The sequence below is a fragment of the Enterobacter sp. MGH85 genome, assembly GCF_001037655.1.
GTDB classification, from domain to species: Bacteria; Pseudomonadota; Gammaproteobacteria; order Enterobacterales; family Enterobacteriaceae; genus Enterobacter; species Enterobacter intestinihominis.
Genome location: NZ_KQ089925.1, coordinates 3,539,480 through 3,554,603 on the forward strand (window position 1 = coordinate 3,539,480; position 15,124 = coordinate 3,554,603).

Below are 15,124 nucleotides of genomic sequence, written 5' to 3' on the forward strand. Positions count from 1 at the left end.
TCGTTTTATGACGACGAAAGCAGCACAAAAAATATCGCTGTGGGAGTTTTTCCAGCAACTGGGCAAAACCTTTATGCTGCCCGTGGCGCTTCTCTCTTTTTGCGGGATCATGCTGGGGATCGGCAGCTCGTTAAGCAGCCATGACGTCATTACTCTAATCCCTTTCCTCGGAAATCCGGTACTGCAGGCGATCTTCATCTGGAGACTATTAAGTCTTTTAACGAAGTGGCTTGATGTTGGATTGATGTGCGGTAACTTCTGCTATGTTGCCGCGATACGATTTGTCATGTGCAATGAACTAACGTCGTTTCGCGGTAACTTTATGCCCCACCCATGCCCCATCACACCACCCTGTCATCCTGCATCACGCTGTTGATGAAGAACGTCACCCGCCCCATCACCTCAACCTCTTCCGCAGCCTCCCCCTCTATCGCTTCACCATCATCACAAATCAGCGCCCTGCCCATGACCCTGGCAACCGGCGCGGTACTGCGTCTGATTGTTTTGTTTACGGACTCCGTAGATCTGGACGCTGCTTTCCTGTCCGCCGACCAGGGCTGTTCCGGTGCAAACGGGTTGCTGTTTCTCAATAACGCCAGCGCAACCGGAGAGCAATACCGCTACCGCCAGGCAAAGAATCATATTTTTCATAGTGGTTATATCCCAGGGCATTCATGAAGCTACACAATAACAATATGAATCAACGGGATATAATTGATTTGGTAGATCAATTATTCGAAATTGATCGCTAAAAACGATCAATCATAATTGGCGCAGTTAATGGCCATAATCACGTTCCTCAGATTCGAATACGTAACGTTCTGAAGGTTGCCGCCGGGGGTTGTCTGCGGCCTGGCGAATATCCGCGTATTGCTTCCCTCAAGTTTTGCCATGCTCTTGTATATAGCCGAGTATGGCTGCGGCTGACCGCCAGCCGATACAACCCCGGTAATTAGCCCCAGCATGGCAGGCATGCAGGCCCACTTCCCCGCCAGAGTTGTATTGATGTTGTATCCTGAGCTGGCATCCACCCCGGCGGTACCGAGGGTGACAACATCGCTCAGCGTGCGCGTTTCGTTTGTTAAAATCAGCGTCCCTGATGCATCCCACACAGCCAGCCCGTAGTCTGGCTTTGTCTGCGGGAAAATAGAGAAAAAATAAACGTACGCTGTGCCGGTTGCATTCGGTCTGAGAAAATCAATCGTGATGGTGTTCCCGCTTATCGTCTGAGTGATTTCGACCTCAACCGTGCAATGAACGAACGCGACAACGGGCTGACCTGCGGGGAATGTGTGCGTCACTTTGGTATTGAACCCCGATGTTCCCTGAAGTGCCGCTGTCTTTCGCGCCTGAAGAGCGATTGGCGAGCTGTTCGCGGTCACCCATACTTCCCCGCTCGTGGTCGTCAGTAAAACGCCATACTCCGCCATTTATGCCCTCTCGATCTGGAAAATGAGATAAGCCGCTGCCGCAGGCTCAGTCCCTGCTGAGTAGTCGGTATCACCTGCTGCTGACACTGTTGCTGTTCCCCCCGAAATGGTGATCTTCCTCCGACTCGTACCAAACTGATCGCCGTTCATGCTCTGAAAATAGGTCAGCCTGCAACCCGGTGGAAGCGCTACTGTGTAAGAGCCTGTTTTCTGGTTCTGGGCCAGCTGGAGATAGCCACAAACGCTGACAGGTTTAACGCCATAGTTGTTTACCTTGCCTGATGCGTCCCATGTCTGAACACCATATTCCGCCATCCAGTTCTCCTGAAAAAAAAGAGGCCCCGTAAGAGGCCTCCCGTTACCATGTTCCCGTAATTCTCCCGATCTGCACCCTCAACACATTGTTGGCATCCTTGACACTAATCGTCTGATTAGTCTGCTTCATCGCCCCCTCACCAGCTGTCGAACCGTAGTTCTCAAACGTACCGCCCTTATCCAGCCTCCATCCGACTGAGCCAGCGACATAGTTATTGGACTGGATGTAGTTGCCGATCTTGTTGTTGTTGATGGTGCCATCACCTATCAGCGCGTCTCTGATGAACACCTGCCCGTTCTGAATAACGAACGGAAGGGTCACCGTGGCTCCGGCCTGGTGCGTTACGGCGAAGCGGTCAGCCAGGAAGATGACCTGCGACTGCATGCCGGACGGCGTATTCTCAACGCCGATCCCCATCCCTGCGGCGTAATACTGCCCGTTGCTGGAGACACCAACCTTGATGTTGTACATCGCCTTCAGATCGCCATTAACGTTCGCGATGGCCTGAGCATTGGTTGTGATCGCTGAAGTGTGCCCGTTGACGGTCGCCGTGATGCTGTTTACCTGCGTGGCCATAGCCTGCTGGTAATCGGAGAGCGTCTGGTTCAGGCTGTTGATGGATGCCTTGTTTCCGTTCACGTCAGTCTGCAAACTCAGCAGCGAACGCGCCGTTGCCTCCTTCTCGTTGACGATCACCTCATCAATGCGGTCCAGCTGCGCGCTGTTACCGGCGACCGATGCCGACAGCGTTTTGCGCGCGGCCACCTGCGCCAGGTTGCCCTGAATAATCGCGATGGCGGAGTTCTTCACTCCCCCCGCCATGCCGTCCACAGACACGCTGATGTTATCGATGCGTTGGCCCAGCGCGGTATCAGCCGTCGCCACTGTCTGCTCAAGCTCGCTCAGAGAAGAAGACACATCTCCGACCGTGCTCGACAGGTTTGTAACGCTGGTCTGAACCTTCCCGATATCCTGGGCGTTTTTGGCGATTTCCTGCGCCTGTTGCGCCAGTTCGTCGTTGGCCTGTTTGATGTCGTCAGCCATGCCAGCAATTTTTTCATTGCTGTCTACCGCGTTCTCGATCAGGTCTTTGAACGTATCGGAGCCTTTCATGTCCTCCAGGATTGCACCAGTGATATCACTGAAATCGTCCGTTGGTTTTCCAGAAGCCTCTACAAATCCTGAAACGCCAAATGCATTACGAGTTCGAACATAAACGTAATAAACATGGTCAAACTTAAGTTTTTGGATGGTCCACTGATTGCCACGGCCAAGGAATTGAGCTTTATTCTCAATGTCGTCGGACAATGGAATCGGAGTCTCACCTGCGTACCAAAATTCAAAAGAAGTATCAGATGTGGCAGTAACAGACATGACCGGAACTAAAGTGGCCTGAAGTGGGCCAGGTATCCACTGAACCGAGTTCGGGGGCTTAGGCGCTCCGATAATCAGGCTTACCTGAGTCTCAGCGCCTTTCATTCCATTTTCGTTTCGACCACGAACCCCAAGCGTGTAACTTCCTGCATTCAGGCCGTAAAACTCATATCGGAACTGATCGGTCTCATACTGCGCAACTAATTTCCCATCAGCACTGTAAACGTAGAGTTCAAACATCAGCTTTTTTGTGGTTGTAGCTGTTTCCCAGGTTGCTGTGACCTGAATGGTCTCAGAATTTGTGTTAATGATGCGCAGATTTTCAATGTTTGGCACACGGTAGCCATTAAGGGTATCGCTGGGAATGTCAAAAACAGCCCCCTCATCAACAATGGCCTGCTTATTTGGATCGTGCTGGGAGGCGCTAATGCTGTAGACAGAGTTATTTTCTGTTTCGGCAACGCTCAGAATCCTGAAAAGGCGGATCGCCACGCTTGCGGTTGAAATGGCAAATACAGTTCCCGCCCTCACCCATTCAGGTTCGTTTTTGAGTGTGACGTTGTTTCCGTTAACGCCATCAATCTCATAGCGAGAGAACTTTCCGTCCCTCCCCATAATCGACATAGTGGAGCCGTCCGTTACTACCGAGGAATCAACCGCGTCAACCGTTATCACCCTCCCGGAATGAGAAACAATTCTCCCCCCGAGGCGAGTTCCTGCGTAGTCATTATCCATGACCTCAACGATATCACCCGGCGTGAAGTGGATAGCATCGCGTGCCATCTGGAAAGACAGTCTGCTGCTTTCACGCTTTGCTGTTTCCAGCAGCCATTTACCTGCCCGCCATGCCTGTCCGCGAGAGGTGCAGCCAAACGCCTCCAGAGTGGTTTCGTTGTAGTTCCCTTTGGCTATCATCTCATCGTCGGAAACGTACTCTTTCACCTGCTCCCATCCGTTGTCGGGGTCAGTCCAGGACACTACAACCGCATTGTATTTCTCTGAACGCTTTACAGAGCTTCGTTTGAACTCGCCATTCACAACGTTGGCATTCGTGATTGTCGCAATCGGATCCTGTGGAGCGTCCAGCATTACGGACAGGCGCAGGCCGTCCCACAGCGCAATGCCACGGAACATGCTCGCTATCTTGTCGAGAATGTCTCGCGCACTCGTCTGCTCTGTGATGTAGGCGTTGAGCGTCATGCGTGGCTCTTTGCCGCCATACCCATCATCTACAAGCTGATCGCAATATTGCGACAGAATGTAGAGTGCGCCATCGTCAACATCGATGTATCCGGCGCGTTTCGCCAGGCCAAATCGGGTGTTTTTCGCCAGCTCACGGAACAGCCACGCCGGGTTGTTAGTCCATGCCTTTTTGAAGCCCCCCGTCCACAGCCCGGAGTAAGTTCTGGCAATTGGCTCGTAGTTATCCGGTACGTCAACGATCAGCCCGCGAAGATGATATGTGCGGCTCGGCGTGTCGGTGTACTGGTCACGGTCGATGACTGAGCCGGCAACAGCAGAGAACGGATAGCTAAGGTTGTCGTCGGTGATCTCGCTGTAGCTGTTCCAAACAGTCCCGTTTGACAGCAAATCGCTGCTGCTGTCAGGCGTAATGCGGCGAACGCGGATATCAAACGGTTTGGTGTCGGGGGCATCAATGACGTGCGCCTCAAGGTACTCGCCAGAGATTTTCCCTGTAATCGTGACCGTCTTCTCCATGACCCAGCCCGACGAGCCAGTTCTGGTCTCGATAACCATCGTTACAGAGGTGTTTTTCTGGTTACCCTTGGAGTCCTGCTCCATGAGCCCGGTGACGCCGATGTTAAAACGAACGCGGGTCACGTCCTGATCTGTCACGGTTCTAACCAGCGGGGTATCGTAAGTGACCTCAGTGTTAACAATGGTCGTCGCTTCGATTGCAGAGAAGCCGTTGATTGGCTCCTGAGTTTCCGATCCAGGTCGCCAGGCAACACTAATGCCGTTCACGTTGACATTACCGTTCGAGTCAGTGATAGGCGTCTTATTCAGCTTGAATGAAGACAGGTGCTCCTGATCCACCGGGCCCGCGATTGGCCCCTCAGATATCAGATCCAGTACCCGATAGAATTGTTTTGATTTGAGGTTATCGTCGAGTAGTTTTGGGGTTGATGCTTTACCGCCACCTGAAGACATAATGCCACCTTAGCTAATAGATTCCGTCCAGTCCTGGTTGTTGCTTGTGTCGATACCGAGTGAAATTACGTTCGAACCGACCTCCATTTCTCCCAGTAGGAGTGGCACCGCGCGCCCCTGCCCCACCCGGTTCTCAGCACTGGTAAATGAGTTATTTGTGAGCGTATTGGTCTCTGCGGCTTCTGCGGAGGTTTTGGTCTTCATGTTGCGTGACATGTAAACCGAATAAGCTATAGACGCTACGCTAACGGCAACCGCAATCCATGCGGCCGCAGCGGCGGTGATCGCCCCCTCCACTACCGGCACGAACAGGACCACTGAGCCATCTTTAAGGTGGCGGTCCATATGCCATTGCATCGCAGATGCCTCAATATCCTCGCCCGCTACCCGCACACGCAGCTTTGTATTGAGAAAGGCTTTTTTGAATTCGAAATCCTGCGCCAATAGGAGGCGTAATCCCTGCGCGGGAGTATCAACGTTCAGGGATATCTGGCGGTAAAATCGGCGTAGACTGCCTGCAAATTTAAAGATGAGCACTGTTCGTGTCTCCAGATTGAGTGCGTCTGCTTGATGTATGCCCGGCGCATTTGTTCTCGTCTGCTGAGGTGTCCGGCATGGTCATGGTGAAGCACCAGGTTGTCATGAAGGAGAATCATTGAGTGGCATGGGTCGGCGCCGGGGAATGGCTGCCTGATAATGACGTCGCCTGGTTGTGCATCCTGCATGGATACCTGATAGAAGCCATTGACCTGCATATTGGCGAGATAGAGATTTTCTCCCCGCAACCACCATCCGTTAGTCCTCCCGAAGTCCGGCAGGTCGATGCCGCAAAGATGATATGCGTCCCGGAAAAGCGTGTAGCAATCCATAATGCCGTGGTCGAACCTGCGCCCCAGCAGGAGTGGCACAGGCCTGTATTTCCTCAGTTGCCCGCCAGATGCAAGCCACCATGGCAGCCCCGTCATTACCTGCATCTGCCGGTCAGCACCAGAAAGCGCTGGCTGGCTTTGCGGGTGCGAATGAAAAACCGCTGTAACCTCTCCTTCATCCTCTGCTGCAAGCCAGTCATCGTCACTTATACGGAAGTGATGCCAGGGCTCCGGGTGAACATTCCGACAGCGGAACAACTGCCCGCCATCCAGGATTAAGCCGCACACCTCATCCTGCGACGATGCCGCATAATCGAGTAATTCCTGCATCATGAAACCTTCTGAGAGCCGGGGAAGCTGCTGATTGGCATTGGTTCCGGTCGTGGATAACGGAAGCGGCAGCCGCTACGGCGGTGAGAGCACTTATCTTTCGCCGGGTCAGTGGTTGGATTGTCGCGCTCATCTGCAACCGGCGGCCCGTCATATCCGCACCCGACGCCGCGATACAGCCACTGGCAGACGTCGGCAAGGATGGTTCGCGCCGGGATGATAGCGTTGTCGCAGTCAATCGGTGTCGCCAGCGTGTAAGTGACCTGCTCGAATGTCTCTTCGGTCATCTCTTCCACAACGTAGCGGGAAACGGCTTCCTGAGTCGGATCTGCATCAGGGTTTCCATTCGGGAAATTCACCGCATCCAGATTTTTTACCGGAACCTGCCGGCGAGTTATAACCACACCGAGCATATCGTCGAAGTCGTGGTTGATGCCCGTCAGTAAACCCGTGACGTTCGCCACCACCATTGTTGGCCGGGCATATGTGCCTTCGTTCTTTGACTCGAACCCTTCGACTGCTATCGGGTATGCCTGATACTGATTCCCCTTCCAGATCACATTTCCGTAATATCCATTGGTGCCGGAATGGAACCGGATAAGGTCTCCGCCAAAGGGTTGCAGGTCGGCTTCGAACAGGTCGATAAACGCGCCTACTCCGGCGTCGACGCTATCAATAATCATACTGGCTGGTATGTCGCGCACGGCAAACTCCCATAAAAAAAGCCACCAAGTGGTGGCTACTGTTTGAATATCAGGATGTTGCTTACTGATAACCCTGGTTAACGTGTAAGCTCAGCCCGTCAGTGGTGGGACACTGACGTAACCATCGAAGGGGGATGGCTGATTACCTCTGATAAAGGAAAAATAATGTCAGAATTGAAATTAAACGCTATTGACTTTATTTCTTTTGCGGTCGCTGGAAATACATTTAAATTAAAAGCTAATTTGATTGGCCCTAATGACCAATTTCATTCGGTAAACCTAGATATAGCGCCAGATGAGATAAAGAATAAAACCATCGGTGAGATTGAAAAACTTGCTATTCAAGCCTTGCGTTCAGCTTGAATTACGGCAATTTGATCTAATTTCGCAGTGATTTGATTATAAGCACAGGTGTGAGCGCTAATAACTTCTTCCATCTGTGCTTTCATTGAATCAACCATAGCCTCTAACTCTTCAACACGTTGTTCTAAAGTCATAACTGTCTCCCGCCTTTCGGCTTATCGTGGTACTTGTTCAAAAGTGGCCGTTAGTTCGTATAGCGGCCCGGTCTTTGTCATATTCCAGGATCGGCAGACAAACAGCTTCCTCACTCCCGTATCGGATGACGTCCAGTAGAACGATTCAACCGCCCCCCTGGCCTTGAGGAATGCCTCAGCATCCTTCGCAGGGTTACTGCGGCACGCTCCGCTGACGCCGCGAAAGGTGAGCGAGTATTTATCCATCAGTGGATTGATACCCTTCACCTGTCGCTGTTCGTAACCGTCGCCGAGCTTAACAACGGCTACGTTTGGGGTACGTTCAACCTGGTAAGCTCGCTGTGGTGTCCATGTGAATGTTTCTGGCACTATGACCTCCGTAGTAACCCGTTAGGGCGCTGCTGATCACGAATGGTGCTGAGGCTAACCTGCTTCATCATCTGCGCCATCTTAGCCATGGTCGCATCGTCTATGCCGCCAGTGGTGTTGATTTCGAAAGTGATGTGCTGCACCACCCCACCGCCTCCTCCAACCTTATCAGCAGGAATGATCTTCCCTGACTGGTTCGGGATGAATGCCTGCTGCCCACCTGCGGTCTGGAAGATTTCAGAGCGTCCATCTTCGTTGATGCGGTAGGCGTTGCCGGCTGATACTGTGCCGCCGTAGCGACGGCCGCCTGCAAGAGCCAATCCTTTCGCGGCAACCATGGATTCTGCATAAGCAGCCTGACCTATTGCTGCGGCGCTGCCGTACGTTGCGATTGAGGCGCTCATTGCTGCCGGAGCCCACGCTGATGCAGCAGCGGTAGCCTGAGCCATAGTCGACGCTAATGATGATGCCGCTGCAGCCTGTCCCATTAACTGGCTTTTAACCCATTCAACGCCCATCTGAACGAAGCCGCCAACAACGCTGTTCAGGATGGTAGTGCCGATGTTTGCCAGAGACTCCTGAAGGCTCTGAGTGCCGTTAATCAGCCCGGTTATGGCATTGGTCGCCCCGCCCTGAAGCGAATCTACAGCGTCAGCCATGAGCCGGTTGGTGGTGCTCTGGTTGCGATAGATTTCCCATTGGGCAGCGATGCGGGCCTGCTCGTATTCAGTATTGGCAGCATTCATCAGTTCGAGGCCACGCTGAGTGATTTGCCCCTTTTGAGTCTCAAACTGCTGGATGAGAGCCAGTTCCTGCGCGTGCTGATTTGCTAATTGCTGAACCGGGTCGATTTCACCAATAGCGGATTGCTGCGGTGTTACCGCCTGCTGGGCCCGGATTTTTGCCAATCTAATCTGATGGTCTGCCTCCAGACGTTCTGAGGCTTGATCATATTGCTTTTTACTTATGAGTTGAGCTTTGAACGCCGCTTTGATTGCTGTAACTGAATCGTCATAGGAGCGATTCTCTGCATCTTCTGGCAGCTCTTGAAGGGCGACAGCAAAACCCTTGGTAGCATCCGCCGCATCTAAAGCGGCTTGTTTATATTGCCTTGCCTTGCTTCTCTGCTCATCAGTAGCTTTAGAGCCAAGAGATTGTTCTGCTCGAAGAAGTTGCTGTTCCCTTGTCAGGGTTTGCGTCGAGTCTGCAACAAGTTCTGCCTCTTGCTTTAAATTTTCCAGCTTGCTAGCAATGGCTGCGGCTTGCGTGGCTGATGTTTTAGATTCTTCGTTGTTTTTCTTCAAAGCGGCAGTATTGCGCTCAGTTAAAGCATATTGATCTTGCAATTGCTTAATGCGCGGGTCGTTGTTCTTCCAGCCAGCATCCTCGGCATCATACTGCGCCATTTGTCTGGCTCGTGCCTCTCCCTCAAGTTTTGATAGTGCTAGTCTTCTCTGTGCATTTTGCAGCAGCTTTTGGGTGGCTTTGTCATCGCCTGTCGTATCTAGCGCATTAAATGCCCCGCCATTTTTAGCATTGTTAGCGGCCTGCGCTCGCAGGTGTGATATTTCCGCCTCTACCTGCTTTAACTTGAATGCCGCACTAATTCTTCTTTCTTGAAAATTGTCATCAGTCTCGTACCACCGCTGGCCGTCTTTAACTTCATCATTGAGCTCTTGCTGTAATTTGATTAGCTTTGGCATTCTTGCAGCATTGCCAGCATTATTGTTATAGAAGTTCAGGTTATCGGCGACGCTTTGCATGAGCCCCGCCAATGTAGATGTAAGCCCTATGGCTTGGTTGAGGTCGCTTATTGCATTCTTAAATCCTACATCTAAGCTGTTCTTTGCTCTGTCGATACTGACAGGCATTTTACTAAATTCTTCATTAACATTTTGCGATTGCTTCTGAATTGCATTGAGAGCGTCCTGGGCTGTTAATTTGCCCTCGAGCATTCGCTGTCTTAACTGCCCAAGAGAGATACCGAGCCCTGCCGCTATCTGCCTGGCAAGCTCAGGCATTTGTTCAATTATTGAGTTAAATTCTTCTGCCTGGATGGTTCCTCTGGACAAAGATTGGCCGAACTGCCTTAAAGCGTTTGCCATTTCCTCAGATGACGACCCACCGATTGTGCCAATTTTTTGTAGGGTAGATGTCAGCTGTAATATCTGATTATTAGTTGCACCTGTTTCTTTTAATGACGTAGTTAAGGACTCCCAGAGTCTTTGTGTTTCTCCGAGCCCGCTACCGGTTTCAGAGGCGATGACAGAAAGAGCCTCCATTGATGACTTTGCTGACTCGACACTAGGGCTAAGTCTCGTAACCCTGGCTTGGAGAGTGTTCATCTCATCACCAATAGATATTAGCCTTTTAGCCATGTCTATTGTGAAAGCTGCAGCAATCGCAACTCCAACTTTATTAAGCCCTGTACTAAGTCTGTCTGTCGCCCTGTCAGCGCGAGATAAATCCCCTTCCATTTTGGATGTTATGCGATTTACATCCTTTCCAGCCGTCAACAACTCTGCCGTATCAGCTTTAATTGTGTACTCAATATCACCGACGTTCTGCGCCATCATCGTTCTCCAGGCATAAAAAAACCCGCCAAAGCGGGTTTTTATTTATATTGTTTGTACTATTTACATTTGGTTTGAAGATCTTCTTCAGCGATGGCGCCTTGCTTAGAGAGGTCGTAAATCGTTGGGCCATCTATGGAGATCTGACTGGATTTTTCTACCACGGGTGCAATGAATACCAGAGAGGCTTTTTGGTTAGACTTGCTTACAACCGCTTTGCCACAGACGTTACCAAACCGGGCATACGCTGTATCCCTGTCATCAGGGAAAAATCTAACCTCTGTCACTGACTCTACTTTGACATCTTTTGGGAAGAAACCGTTCTGTACTTTTTTTTGTACTGCATTAACAATATCCGCATCAGTTGCTGCGAGAACAGCAGGTGAAGCTAAAAGTGCAACGATGAATAAATACTTCTTCATATCCCTATCCCCTTTGGTAAAAGATGAGGGAATCCTAGCAGGGATCTCCCGCTCGAAAAAGAAAAGCCACCCGGAGGTGGCTTGTCAGTATACCCAGCAGATTAGCGGTTTTCGCAACCAAGCTGAGATTTATCGATGATTTGAGTACCTTCAACACGGAAACCATACGTGCCGAACAGGAACGCATGGTTAAGCTGATAGATAACAACATCGCTCAAACCTACAGAGCACTTATCTTTTTCGATGGCGCGATCCATTGCTGTTTTGACGCTAGGAATGCCCAGAGGGAAAATGACAATCGGAGCTTTGTCTTCACCAGTTACGCGCTGACCTTTTTCAAACTTAGCTGCGTTCAGGTTATAGTTTTTGGTACTGCCTACAGTCATATCAGCAACACGAACAGTACAGCCAGACAGCATTAAAGCCCCGAGAGCTAAAGCAACTACTTTTTTCATTTTATGTTTCCTTTGATTGCAATCGGAAACATCTTAACAGCGTGGATTTTATGATCAAATAAAACCCGCAGTTAAGCGGGTTGGGATGTCGATTGGCTGAGAAATCGGCGGATTGGCGGACTTTTACGCCGATTAAAAGATCTTGCGCAAATCCACGTTGTACACCGCCATCCATGCAGCGCGAGGCCAGGACTTCACGGTGCCAAAACGCGGATCCTCAACCTCATGCGGTTCGGCGCTATTCTCCCTGCACCACTTGCGCAGTGGCTGCCATTTGAATTTCTGTCCGAGCTTCTTCTCTACCGGGATAATGGCGGCATAGTTTTTTCCTTCCCCGATGCGTTCCGCCAGTTTGTTTTTGGCACGAACAGCAGCGGAAGCTGTTGCCATCGCGGTTACTTCGCGTTTCTCAGAGATCCAGCGCTTCTCTTTAACTGCACGATCGCGCTGTTCAGCAATAATGCGGTTCTCTTTCACTTTTGTCAGGAGGTCTTCCAGAGCTGCTTCATAGGTCAGCGGGATACCCATTGATGGAGTTGGACGGAAGTAAGCATCCTCAAGGCGTTCGAAAAAGGCCCATGCTTCGTCAGTATCAACAATCTTCGACATACGGGCCGCGCCCTTTTCGGTCCAAAAAACAACAGAGCGGGCTTTGCTCGAAATTTGTGCGTGACTATTAGTCACTCGCAAATCCTTCAGCTCTTGGCCTTTAATGGTGAAGATGTGGATGCCCTCAATGAAGCGGCTGGCATTGCGCGAAAGGTTTTTCCTAATATTAGCCTCATCAGAACCATAACCTGCGGCCAGCGTTTCAGTCGTAACAACACGCAACCCCTTCCATTCAATCACTGGCAGTGGCTTGGGATCGACATTTGGTTCATGAACTGCTAAATTTAAAGAAGTCATTGGTTGGACCCTTATGACAAGTTTCAAAGGAAGCCGGTAGCTCGAACTATCGGCTTTTTCTTTTTGCGCCATCCCATGCGCCCATCAGTGAATCCATCCGTCTTCGCCGCGGAGTTTTGCCAGCACAGGCTGAGCGCTACTTACGACAAAATTCGTGTTATCCAAGTTTTGTGTTTCTCGGAGTAAAATCTTTTTGGTTTCGTCCGTCATGTACCTGGTTTCATGTGCGATATCGCGTAGCTTGCCTGAAAGTTCAGATCCCAGTTCGCGCATCGCAGGATAGAGCTTCTTGCTGATCTGCTGGCTCTTTTCCATCCAGAGCTGCAAGTAACAAAGACTCACCAACTCCTCATCAGAAAACTGCTTGGCGATCGGTGAGTCCTTAACCTCGCGATCCAGGATGTCCAGCGCCCAGCGTCGGAAATCTTTGGCCTTTGGTGTTGAGGCAAACATCGCAACCAAATGAGCGCCTCGAAGTGAATAAACCCTGACCGATTTGTTACGTAAGCTATTGTTTATCCCGTTGACCTTCATATTGAGTGTCAATGACATCGACTCGGAAAACTCATCAGCATTACGTGCATAAATTTGGCTGATGGCATCAGTTTTTTTATAACCGAGTGCCTTCGCCAGTTCGGTGGAGGTAAACCAGATAGCCCCGCCTTCTGTCACTGGGTTAAATGCGAATCCTTGGAAGTTGTAATCTGATTTTGCTACAATATTCATGTCGATATTTTCCTTGCCGGATTTGTTCGATACCGAAGCCCTGACTGTTAGCGCAGCCGGGGCTTCAACGTTTTTATGCTTGAGCACTTTTCTCACCTGCCAATCCGTACACCTTTCTCAGCTGGTAAATAAGCTCTGTATTAAACTGACGACACTCATCGCCACCGTTCTTCTCGATAGCCTTACGTACGTCTTCAGGGAAGCGAACCTTGCGTTGGTACATGTCTTTTGCCTTTTCCATTAAACCCTCCAGTAAATGCCCCACCGTGAGGCTTGATGTAAGTGTCACACCGTGCGTCATTGCTGTCAACCCCACGGTGGGGCATAATTTACTTATTGTGAATTTTTTGTAGGCATAACGCTGAACATGAGCAGAGAAGATCCGCAGCTACGAATCAGGCTTCCAGTTGAACTTAAAGAGAAAATTGAAGACTCTGCCAAAGCTAACAACCGTTCAATGAATGCAGAAATTGTGCAGAGGCTTGATGGTAGCTTTTTGGCAGAAGTGTCAGATGATGAGGTCATCTCTGCCGAAGAGGCTATTCAGATAGTAAGCAAGGCAAGGGATGAGCTATCAGCGATAATTTTCAAAAGAACTTTCTCTGAGATTAATAAAAAGGTCAGAATTGGTCACACCACCTTCCATATCCACCTTGATGATTTGGAGCTTGATGGGCTAAGCGATGAGGATTTCGATACCGTCTTCCAAAAAACTTTCCTACGCCTTAAAGAGCTTGGTTATGAGATATGGGAAAAAACTTGGGATGTGACCGGCTTCACTGCTGAGATTCCTGAGAAAAAGCCCACCTGAGTGGGCCATTTAGTGCGGCCCATGCCTCTGCGCATCCATCGCTAGCATCTGCTCTGCCCAGTCCATAACCTCGTCGTATTTCTCCTGGGTTGGCACCTTCCCTTTATCCTTCTGCGGGAACTTGGCATTCATGGCAGCCCGGAAGCTGGTCATCGTCATGTTCCAGGCGTCCGCCTCGCTCATTCCGAGGTGGGCAACGGCGGTGTAAACGAATGTACGGGCATCGAATTTATCGCTGTACTCGGCTTTCTTACTCTCAAGTTCCTCTGGCGGCTGATCGCCCATTACGCCATGAAGAATCAGGTGGCGCGCCAGCTGGATGACGTCCTCAACTGGCAACGAGCCAGGCTTAAACACGAGGCGTCCCGCCGTAGTCACTGAGTAAGAGCCGATGATTTCAGCAATGTCGCCTTCAGAGCAATGCCTGACTACGTTAGCTGCAGCTGCTGCCATGTCTGCAAAGCAGCGTGCATTAGCCGCTTTGAGTATCTGCTGGTCCGCAATTCTGTGCTTTGGGTAATGGCCTGCATGAACTTTCACGAAAGCATCAACGATTTGTTCAGGCGTTCCGATTCGGGACATGGCCAGAAATGAAGGGTTGAGGAATATCTCTTTGCCGCCGGCGCGAATGACAGCCTGGCCGATATCGGTGATTGCTTTCATAGCTTTACCGACGCCCGAAGTTTCGATGTAAAATGCCATTAGGGAAGCATTCAAGCAGCATGACGTTTTTGATATGAGATGTCAGGTCTTCCATTGTCATCCGGTCTGCTGCTATCTGTTTTTTGATATCCAGCACGGCACTTTGCACCTGATTTTTCACAGCATTTTCTATCAGCGCTTCAATATTATCATCAACACCTGAGTGAATTTTGCATTCGAACCTATCAGCGGTGAACGTTACCATATTCTGGACTGGCTTATTTTTTCGAACACCAAGGCTGATGTAGTAGATATTGGTCACCGACTGATCATCCTCAGGGTTCACAGCGTGAACTACACCACTAATGAATGCATCATTGATGAATACTCGACCGCCGCGGTCAATTTTGAACCCGTCATAATTGCGCAAACTATCATCGATTTCTTCCAATTTTTTCTGTACGTCGGTAGCGTTCAGTTCGATTTTGATAGTTACTGTCTGTTCTTTTTGGTTTCCCATTGGATCTA

The 15,124-nt window shown here is 50.4% G+C and carries 19 protein-coding genes and 1 pseudogene; 3 read left to right on the forward strand and 17 right to left on the reverse strand.

Features of this window, described 5'->3' with window-relative positions; all coding sequences use genetic code 11:
* Positions 1 to 7 precede the first annotated feature (7 nt).
* Positions 8 to 202, forward strand: a pseudogene (locus SK51_RS24395) (PTS sugar transporter subunit IIBC); the annotation flags it as partial.
* A gap of 242 nt (positions 203 to 444) precedes the next feature.
* Here the strand turns inward: SK51_RS24395 and cor are convergent.
* The 7 genes from cor to SK51_RS16580 form a co-directional block, all read right to left on the reverse strand.
* Entirely contained in the window at positions 445 to 651 is a 207-nt protein-coding gene (cor, locus tag SK51_RS25660; protein WP_075551278.1) for a phage exclusion lipoprotein Cor, read from the reverse strand.
* 107 nt (positions 652 to 758) lie between these two features.
* On the reverse strand, positions 759 to 1,430 hold the full coding sequence (locus SK51_RS16555) for a hypothetical protein (RefSeq protein ID WP_022651030.1): 672 nt from the start codon (positions 1,428 to 1,430) through the stop codon (positions 759 to 761).
* Positions 1,431 to 1,745 (reverse strand): hypothetical protein, encoded by a 315-nt coding sequence (locus SK51_RS16560; RefSeq protein ID WP_017382568.1) that lies wholly within the window; start codon positions 1,743 to 1,745, stop codon positions 1,431 to 1,433.
* 43 nt (positions 1,746 to 1,788) lie between these two features.
* Positions 1,789 to 5,292 (reverse strand): TipJ family phage tail tip protein, encoded by a 3,504-nt coding sequence (locus tag SK51_RS16565; RefSeq protein WP_082193724.1) that lies wholly within the window; start codon positions 5,290 to 5,292, stop codon positions 1,789 to 1,791.
* Between the two features lie 9 nt (positions 5,293 to 5,301).
* Positions 5,302 to 5,829: a tail assembly protein gene (locus SK51_RS16570; RefSeq protein WP_023234680.1), complete on the reverse strand. Its 528-nt coding sequence runs from the start codon at positions 5,827 to 5,829 to the stop codon at positions 5,302 to 5,304.
* Entirely contained in the window at positions 5,772 to 6,491 is a 720-nt protein-coding gene (locus tag SK51_RS16575) for a C40 family peptidase (RefSeq protein WP_048207213.1), read from the reverse strand. The genes SK51_RS16570 and SK51_RS16575 overlap by 58 nt, the downstream gene beginning before the upstream one ends.
* Entirely contained in the window at positions 6,491 to 7,195 is a 705-nt protein-coding gene (locus tag SK51_RS16580) for a phage minor tail protein L (protein WP_032676266.1), read from the reverse strand. The genes SK51_RS16575 and SK51_RS16580 overlap by 1 nt, the downstream gene beginning before the upstream one ends.
* 165 nt (positions 7,196 to 7,360) lie before the next feature.
* On the opposite strand from SK51_RS16580, the gene SK51_RS16585 reads away from it, so the two are divergent.
* On the forward strand, positions 7,361 to 7,558 hold the full coding sequence (locus SK51_RS16585) for a hypothetical protein (protein WP_022651024.1): 198 nt from the start codon (positions 7,361 to 7,363) through the stop codon (positions 7,556 to 7,558).
* On the opposite strand, the gene SK51_RS25325 is transcribed toward SK51_RS16585, so the two are convergent.
* The 8 genes from SK51_RS25325 to SK51_RS24410 all read right to left on the reverse strand — a co-directional run bounded on the left by SK51_RS25325 (position 7,537) and on the right by SK51_RS24410 (position 13,384).
* Entirely contained in the window at positions 7,537 to 7,692 is a 156-nt protein-coding gene (locus tag SK51_RS25325) for a hypothetical protein (protein ID WP_022651023.1), read from the reverse strand. The two genes, SK51_RS16585 and SK51_RS25325, sit on opposite strands and share 22 nt — an antisense overlap.
* Positions 7,693 to 7,713: 21 nt before the next feature.
* Positions 7,714 to 8,061, reverse strand: coding sequence for a phage tail protein (locus SK51_RS16590; RefSeq protein WP_048206815.1), 348 nt, complete (start codon positions 8,059 to 8,061; stop codon positions 7,714 to 7,716).
* A complete protein-coding gene (locus SK51_RS16595; protein WP_048206816.1) occupies positions 8,061 to 10,634 on the reverse strand; it encodes a tape measure protein in 2,574 nt (857 codons plus the stop codon). Before SK51_RS16595 ends, SK51_RS16590 begins: the two co-directional genes overlap by 1 nt.
* A 59-nt stretch (positions 10,635 to 10,693) precedes the next feature.
* A complete protein-coding gene (locus SK51_RS16600; protein ID WP_048206817.1) occupies positions 10,694 to 11,056 on the reverse strand; it encodes a hypothetical protein in 363 nt (120 codons plus the stop codon).
* A gap of 101 nt (positions 11,057 to 11,157) precedes the next feature.
* A complete protein-coding gene (locus SK51_RS16605) occupies positions 11,158 to 11,511 on the reverse strand; it encodes a hypothetical protein (protein ID WP_017384095.1) in 354 nt (117 codons plus the stop codon).
* Between the two features lie 132 nt (positions 11,512 to 11,643).
* Positions 11,644 to 12,417, reverse strand: a complete 774-nt coding sequence (locus tag SK51_RS16610) for an ORF6N domain-containing protein (protein WP_032676270.1) — start codon at positions 12,415 to 12,417, stop codon at positions 11,644 to 11,646.
* Positions 12,418 to 12,501: 84 nt separating this feature from the next.
* Positions 12,502 to 13,143 (reverse strand): P22AR C-terminal domain-containing protein, encoded by a 642-nt coding sequence (locus SK51_RS16615; protein WP_023303620.1) that lies wholly within the window; start codon positions 13,141 to 13,143, stop codon positions 12,502 to 12,504.
* A 73-nt stretch (positions 13,144 to 13,216) separates the two neighbouring features.
* Positions 13,217 to 13,384 (reverse strand): hypothetical protein, encoded by a 168-nt coding sequence (locus SK51_RS24410; RefSeq protein WP_002462729.1) that lies wholly within the window; start codon positions 13,382 to 13,384, stop codon positions 13,217 to 13,219.
* Positions 13,385 to 13,510: 126 nt separating this feature from the next.
* Between SK51_RS24410 and SK51_RS16620 the strand changes: the two genes are divergently transcribed.
* Positions 13,511 to 13,954 (forward strand): Arc family DNA-binding protein, encoded by a 444-nt coding sequence (locus SK51_RS16620; RefSeq protein WP_023303619.1) that lies wholly within the window; start codon positions 13,511 to 13,513, stop codon positions 13,952 to 13,954.
* Between the two features lie 9 nt (positions 13,955 to 13,963).
* Here the strand turns inward: SK51_RS16620 and SK51_RS16625 are convergent, their stop codons facing one another.
* On the reverse strand, positions 13,964 to 14,656 hold the full coding sequence (locus SK51_RS16625) for a DUF6246 family protein (protein ID WP_230679794.1): 693 nt from the start codon (positions 14,654 to 14,656) through the stop codon (positions 13,964 to 13,966).
* The gene (locus SK51_RS16630) at positions 14,622 to 15,116 is read right to left on the reverse strand and encodes a hypothetical protein (RefSeq protein ID WP_053072950.1); all 495 of its coding nucleotides are present in this window, start codon (positions 15,114 to 15,116) and stop codon (positions 14,622 to 14,624) included. The genes SK51_RS16625 and SK51_RS16630 overlap by 35 nt, the downstream gene beginning before the upstream one ends.
* Positions 15,117 to 15,124: the final 8 nt, after the last annotated feature.